Raw genomic sequence first — 548 nt, forward strand, 5'->3', positions numbered from 1 at the left:
TCAWGGTGGCCGATGGAACAAACCCGGACGACGAGTCGTTTATGCATCGGTCGATCCGTCGTCGGCCATTCTGGAGGTGGCAGCCAATCACAGCTTTGATGCGCTGGACAGTGAACCCTATGTACTCACGTGTTTTGAGGTCATCAACGAAGCAAAAGTGAAAATAGTGCAGCCTGGGGAAGTGCCGAATCCTTACTGGTTGAGCCCCGCCAAACCTTCACCCAATCAACAACTGTTTGCCGATTCGTTATTGGCAGAACATCCGTTTGTACTGATCCCCTCGGCGGCAACCCGCCATTCGTGGAATTTGCTGGTGAGCTGCGAATTGGCGGAGGGCCAGTTCAGGATGGTTTCTCAGGAGCGGTTTGGGCTGGATACCCGGTTGCTGAGGGAGATGGAACTGGTTTGATACACAGCTGGTTTTTTTGCATAACCTCATCACCCAACGGTCTAAATCGGGCTCTATAAAACCCTGCTGTCCATTGCACATCCCTGCATAAACCAAAACGCAGGGATGGCTGTTCATGATCCATTTTTTCACCCGTTAG

At 51.7% G+C, this 548-nt stretch carries 1 protein-coding gene; it reads left to right on the top strand.

From position 1 onward, the window contains the following. The coding region (locus HT737_RS28605) for an RES family NAD+ phosphorylase (RefSeq protein WP_182404498.1) at window positions 1-409 on the top strand (409 nt) is incomplete at its 5' end. Window positions 410-548: the final 139 nt, after the last annotated feature.

Origin of the sequence: Pseudomonas sp. MD195_PC81_125, assembly GCF_014060985.1 — a bacterium.
GTDB classification, from domain to species: Bacteria; Pseudomonadota; Gammaproteobacteria; order Pseudomonadales; family Pseudomonadaceae; genus Aquipseudomonas; species Aquipseudomonas parakoreensis.